Below are 5,134 nucleotides of genomic sequence, written 5' to 3' on the forward strand. Positions count from 1 at the left end.
AACAGGTTTGCCATCCGATGGGATACTGTTCGTTGATATCGTCTCGAACCTGGAAAGAATGTCTGACCATGCAGCTAAAATTGCCAAACATTCACTAGGTATAAGATATCCTTTCCAGAAAGACACAAAAAGACCGCGTCACACACGCAAAATAGAAGAAGCAACTGAAATTAACTAAAAACGTAAAAAGATGAAACGACTTTATAATAAGTCGTTTCATCTTTTTGTCTCCTCTAGGCAAAATGAAGTCGATAACAAGAAATAGCGCTTGCGATTAATCGAGATGGAAATATTGCTTCTTGCTCAAAGGGTTCGTTTTTAGTACACTTATGAGGCAGAAGAAAGTGGAGGAATTCATATGGTAAAAAGAAACAAGCAAACAGAAGTAGAGATCAACGAAACTAAAAATAATACGGATGAGTTTACTGAATTAGAACTCGTCGTTGGAAAAAAAGTGATCGGTACCTTGCAACAAGAAGGTGACAGTCTCGTCAGCGTAGAGTTCAAGTCAGGCAAAAAACGGACAGCCCAATCTATCGATGAAGGTGTCCAAATGATTATTGAAGAGTATAACCTGCACGATGCGTGAATAGTTTTTGAATTCAATAAACGCTAAGAACGCTTATTTTGACTAAAATCAAAATAAGCGTTCTTTTTTTAGTTACTCGTTAATAGAATCTGTTTCCGGACCCTCCCTGACCAGTCATGGAGGGTCGGCTGATCATTTTCAGAGCTATCAGGTATGAGTGTTTTTACATTCCGGGCTCGATAGTGCTTCTTGATAGGGATGAAATATCGAATTATGCTATGATTAAAATAAGAAGAAATTTGAAAGTGGGTGTGTAGAGATGCAGAAAGTTGAACAAATTGAAGAAAAGATCCCGCGCAAAGATAAACTCGTGCGTTTCATTAAAATCGCTCAGTCAAACTTGAAGAGAGCGACGGTAAATCGAAGTGCTGCCGAAATGGCTTACTTTATACTGTTATCATTATTTCCTATATTGCTGGTTTTAGCGAATATCATTCCGTTATTACCGATAAATTCGAATGAAGTGTTGAATATAGTGGCAGAATTTGTTCCCGAAGACATTTATGCCGTGATCGAGCCCGTCATAACAAACTACCTGGAGAGTGGAAGTGGTGGCGCGATTTCCTTCGGGTTGTTAGCGGCACTATGGTCAGCGAGCCGTGTGATCACCATTTTAAGACGTGTGTTAGATGAAGTATACGGGTCGTTTCAAACGAGTAACTTTATCATTGGGCGGTTTGTTTCTCTGCTCACGATGGTTGCCATCGTACTGGTCATTGGACTGGCTATATTTGCCTTTGTCTTTGGCGAACAGATTTTGTTGTTTGTACAGGAGACGATAGGGATAACCATACCCTTCATCCAGCAATTCTTGTTACTGAGATGGGTCATATTGATTGTCATCTTATTCCTGGTCTTTTTGATCGTTTATTGGTTCGTACCCAATCATCACTTAGCCTTTAAATATTCTTATCAGGGAGCAATTTTTTCCACAGTCGGTTGGGTGCTGTTGACGGAAGGATTTTCTGTTTACTTAAGCTTTGCCGGCGGAGATGCCGTGGCGAATGCAACATTTGGAGCCTTTATCGCCCTGATGATATTCTTGTATCTATCGAGTCTGATATTGCTCTTGGGCGCTCTTATAAATGCGATGATCTTTGAATGGAAAAATCACATGTCCGTTCCTGAATTTGAAGCGAAGAGACGCAACGAAAAGCGCCTGCTGGATTCAGATTGGACAGGATATCCTAGTGAAACAGAAACAGTCTTACTGAAACGTAAGTTGTATAAAGTAGGTAAATTAAAAGAAGGTGAAGTGAAAGAATGGGAAAAGAAAAAATCGGACATCCGAACGAATTGATTGGGAATAAAATAAAAGAGCGAGTGCGTGAACGCATCGCTCTTTTATTTTTGATCGAAAGTAGGCTATAATAACAGAGGGACAAGAGAGACTTTAGGGAGGAATACAGTTGGAATTTTATTGCCATCCACGGTGCAGCACCTGTAAAAAGGCACAAAAGTGGTTAGATGCACACAACATTTCTTATACATTTAAAAATCTACTGGAGACATCTCCATCCAAGGAAACCTGGATACAAATTTTGTCGGAAACGGACCGGACCATGAAATCTTTTTTCAACACAAGCGGAAATGTCTACAGAGAGAACAACCTTAAAGAGAAAGTACCCAGTATGAGTATCGAAGAAGCAGCTGAATGGCTTTCTTCAAACGGCATGGTGGTTAAGCGTCCGTTAGCGATGGACGGGAATAAACTGACGGTTGGCTATAAAGAAAATACCTATGCCCAAACTTGGCTATAGTAAATTGCATATATTAAAGGAGAAATGAAAATGACAGTTAAATATCATGATAATGGAATCTGGATAGAAAAAATGAACGACACGGATTATCGCATCGGTTTATCAGAAAAAGGTCAGGACGATGTCGGCGAAGTCATGTTTGCGGAAGTCCTTGAAAACGATGGCAACCTTGAGCAAGGGGACGCATTCTTAAATGTTGAAGGCGCCAAAGCGGTCACCGAGATCACGATGCCATTCTCCGTAAAAGTTAAAGAGACGCATAAAGAACTGGAAGATGAACCTGATTTATTAAATAAGGAAGATAGAGATGAAAACTGGATCATTACGGTCACCGAACTGGATGCCAGTGTCTGGGAATCACTGGATAATGAGTTAACCTTCGATAAGGAAGACGAAACCTAAAGCATATAATTGGGAAAGAGCAGAGAAATCTGCTCTTTTTGCATTATTAGAACTGCTTAGATTTTTTTGTGCTTAAATAGCGCCCACTTGGCATCACTCACAGGGAATTTGCGCTGAGCATGCCGAACCTGGCTCAGCTTTTGATGTAGTCTAAATAATGGACACGGCAAATTGGAGCGTATGATATAATCATAAATCTGATGATGCATTCATAATGAATGGTCAGGCGGACTCGCCTAATCAAGACCACATTAGCACTACCCAGTCAGTTATATCATCGAGAAAAATGAATCCTGAAAATAACGACCCTTAAATAAAGAAAACGATCAAATAATTATAGTATACAGTTGAACAAAAACTATGATATATACTTTTTTCATAGTATAATTGAAGCGTATACATAATGAGGAGGAAAAACAATGAAAGTCAACGGTAAAACATTAGTTGTCACGGGCGGCGGTTCTGGTATGGGCAGGGAACTTGTCTTGGAGCTCTTACATAGAGGTGCACGTGTAGCCATTTTGGATATAAATGAAGAGTCCTTATTTGAAACAGTGCGTCTGGCATTTGATCATAGAGAAAAACTCTCCACACATGTTATCGATATCACTGACAAAGCTGCCATTGAAGCGCTAGTCGATGAAGTAAAACAGATCCACGGCAGCGTCGACGGGATCATAAACAACGCCGGAGTTATTCAACCCTTTATCAAGGTCAACGACTTGGGTTACGACAAAATTGAACAGGTCATGAATATCAATTTCTACGGGACGCTTTACATGGTGAAAAGTTTCTTGCCTGAATTATTGAAACGTCCGGAAGGGTATATTCTCAATGTTTCAAGCATGGGAGGTTTCTTACCAGTTCCGGGGCAGTCTATATACGGAGCATCCAAAGCAGCTGTCAAACTGATGACCGAGGCACTGCACTCGGAACTCTTGGATACAAACGTTGGGGTGACGATTGCCTTTCCAGGTGCGGTCAAAACGAATATCATGAAAAATTCTCAAGTCGTGCGCGAATCTAAATCAGATGCTTCCGGTAAAGAGCATAAATTAACCAGTGCCTCGGCTGCTGCGAAAATGATGATCGATGCTATCGAAGCGAATCAATACCGCGTCATGGTCGGTAATGATGCAAAAATGATGGACCGTCTGTACCGTCTCATGCCTAAAAAAGCAGCGGCAGTCATCGCTGAAAAATTAAAAAATTAAGTCGGTTTACGGTCACAACTAACAAAGACGAATAAATAGGGCGTTACGCATCTCGACATAAAGATGTGTAACACCCTTTTTGATAGTCCGTTCAACTTGAAAATTTTGATGTTATTTTCGGTGAATTAAGTTAAACTGGTGAAAGAAAAGTTGGAGAAATGTGAGGAATCTTATGGATCAAGCGAAATTAAGCCGAAAATTAGTGAATGGATTATGGAAAACAGCAGCTGTGTATTTACTTTATGTTCTAATTACTGCGATAATTTGGCCAGTCATCCAACCGTCACCAGAAAAAATGGACGTGCAGCCGGAATTTGTTGAAACGTCAGAAAAAGTGGCTTTGCTGGAATATGGCATCGAAGGCTTTGGGGCACGTATGGATATCATCGATGAGGCTGAAGAGACCATCGACGTCGCCTACTTTTATATGAAAGAAGGGGAAAGTGTCGATCTCTTTTATGCCTACATATTGGCTGCAGCGAACCGTGGCGTGAAGGTTCGTTACATCTTGGACGGCGTCTTTCACGGGGTAAGAGGTGAAGATAGGGATGTCATGCACGCCTTTAACGAACACCCGAATATCGACTTTAAGCTTCACGAGCCCATCAGTTCGGTCTTTTATGCACCCTGGCGGATAAATAATCGGCTGCATGATAAATTGCTCCTCGTCGATAATAAATATTCAGTGAGCGGGGGACGCAACATCAGTGATTTATACTATGAGCGGACCAGTTCAGATATGGCATATTCCTTCGACCGAGATATCTTCATGATGAAGACCGACGAAGATGAAACGGGGATCATCGATCAGATGGGTGACTACTACAACGAGCTTTTCAACAGTGATTACGCGGTCGACCAAACCAACTGGTCTATATTTGACTGGAGCGGGGATAAAGCGGCGGAGAAAATGGCTGAACTCGAACGCGTTTACCTTGATTATCAGAAGGAACGTGAAGATAAAGAACCGTTGACCTCGATCGAGACATGGGAGGCAAAAGCAGTAGAGATCGACCGCGGCTATTACGTGCATAACGAACTGTCGCGAGGGTTCAAACAACCGTTCGTCTGGAGAGGCAGCGTCTCGAACCCGGACAGAATGTCGCGGCGCAGATCGGTCAGATCGCCGGTGTCGTTGGTGCCGATATAGAAGGTCTGTTCGACGGCAT

The 5,134-nt window shown here is 41.7% G+C and carries 6 protein-coding genes and 1 pseudogene; 6 read left to right on the plus strand and 1 reads right to left on the minus strand.

Annotation, left to right across the window (positions count from 1 at the left end):
• The first annotated feature begins 358 nt into the window (after positions 1–358).
• The 6 genes and pseudogenes from R6U02_RS07050 to R6U02_RS07075 all read left to right on the plus strand — a co-directional run.
• Positions 359–589 carry a DUF2969 family protein gene (locus tag R6U02_RS07050; RefSeq protein WP_410262909.1) on the plus strand — a complete coding sequence of 77 codons (231 nt, stop codon included), beginning with the start codon at positions 359–361 and terminating at the stop codon, positions 587–589.
• Between the two features lie 259 nt (positions 590–848).
• Positions 849–1,889 (plus strand): YihY/virulence factor BrkB family protein, encoded by a 1,041-nt coding sequence (locus R6U02_RS07055; RefSeq protein ID WP_410262910.1) that lies wholly within the window; start codon positions 849–851, stop codon positions 1,887–1,889.
• 109 nt (positions 1,890–1,998) lie between these two features.
• Positions 1,999–2,349: an arsenate reductase family protein gene (locus R6U02_RS07060; protein ID WP_410262911.1), complete on the plus strand. Its 351-nt coding sequence runs from the start codon at positions 1,999–2,001 to the stop codon at positions 2,347–2,349.
• Positions 2,350–2,379: 30 nt separating this feature from the next.
• On the plus strand, positions 2,380–2,751 hold the full coding sequence (locus R6U02_RS07065) for a glycine cleavage system protein H (RefSeq protein WP_410262912.1): 372 nt from the start codon (positions 2,380–2,382) through the stop codon (positions 2,749–2,751).
• Between the two features lie 419 nt (positions 2,752–3,170).
• The gene (locus tag R6U02_RS07070; RefSeq protein ID WP_410262913.1) at positions 3,171–3,965 is read left to right on the plus strand and encodes an SDR family NAD(P)-dependent oxidoreductase; all 795 of its coding nucleotides are present in this window, start codon (positions 3,171–3,173) and stop codon (positions 3,963–3,965) included.
• Positions 3,966–4,341: 376 nt separating this feature from the next.
• Positions 4,342–4,674, plus strand: a pseudogene (locus R6U02_RS07075) (phospholipase D-like domain-containing protein); the annotation flags it as partial.
• A gap of 314 nt (positions 4,675–4,988) precedes the next feature.
• On the opposite strand, the gene R6U02_RS07080 reads toward R6U02_RS07075, so the two are convergent.
• Complete coding sequence (locus R6U02_RS07080; protein ID WP_410262914.1) at positions 4,989–5,111, minus strand: hypothetical protein; 123 nt, start codon at positions 5,109–5,111, stop codon at positions 4,989–4,991.
• Positions 5,112–5,134: the final 23 nt, after the last annotated feature.

The sequence above is a fragment of the Alkalibacterium sp. genome, assembly GCF_046484155.1.
In the GTDB taxonomy this organism is placed as follows: Bacteria; Bacillota; Bacilli; order Lactobacillales; family Carnobacteriaceae_A; genus Alkalibacterium.

Excerpts from the sequence above, each read along its gene's own strand:
- R6U02_RS07070 (WP_410262913.1), top strand. The coding sequence starts at position 3,171 with ATGAAAGTCAACGGTAAAACATTAGTTGTCACGGGCGGCGGTTCTGGT.
- R6U02_RS07065 (WP_410262912.1), top strand. The coding sequence starts at position 2,380 with ATGACAGTTAAATATCATGATAATGGAATCTGGATAGAAAAAATGAAC.
- R6U02_RS07055 (WP_410262910.1), top strand. The coding sequence starts at position 849 with ATGCAGAAAGTTGAACAAATTGAAGAAAAGATCCCGCGCAAAGATAAA.
- R6U02_RS07050 (WP_410262909.1), top strand. The coding sequence starts at position 359 with ATGGTAAAAAGAAACAAGCAAACAGAAGTAGAGATCAACGAAACTAAA.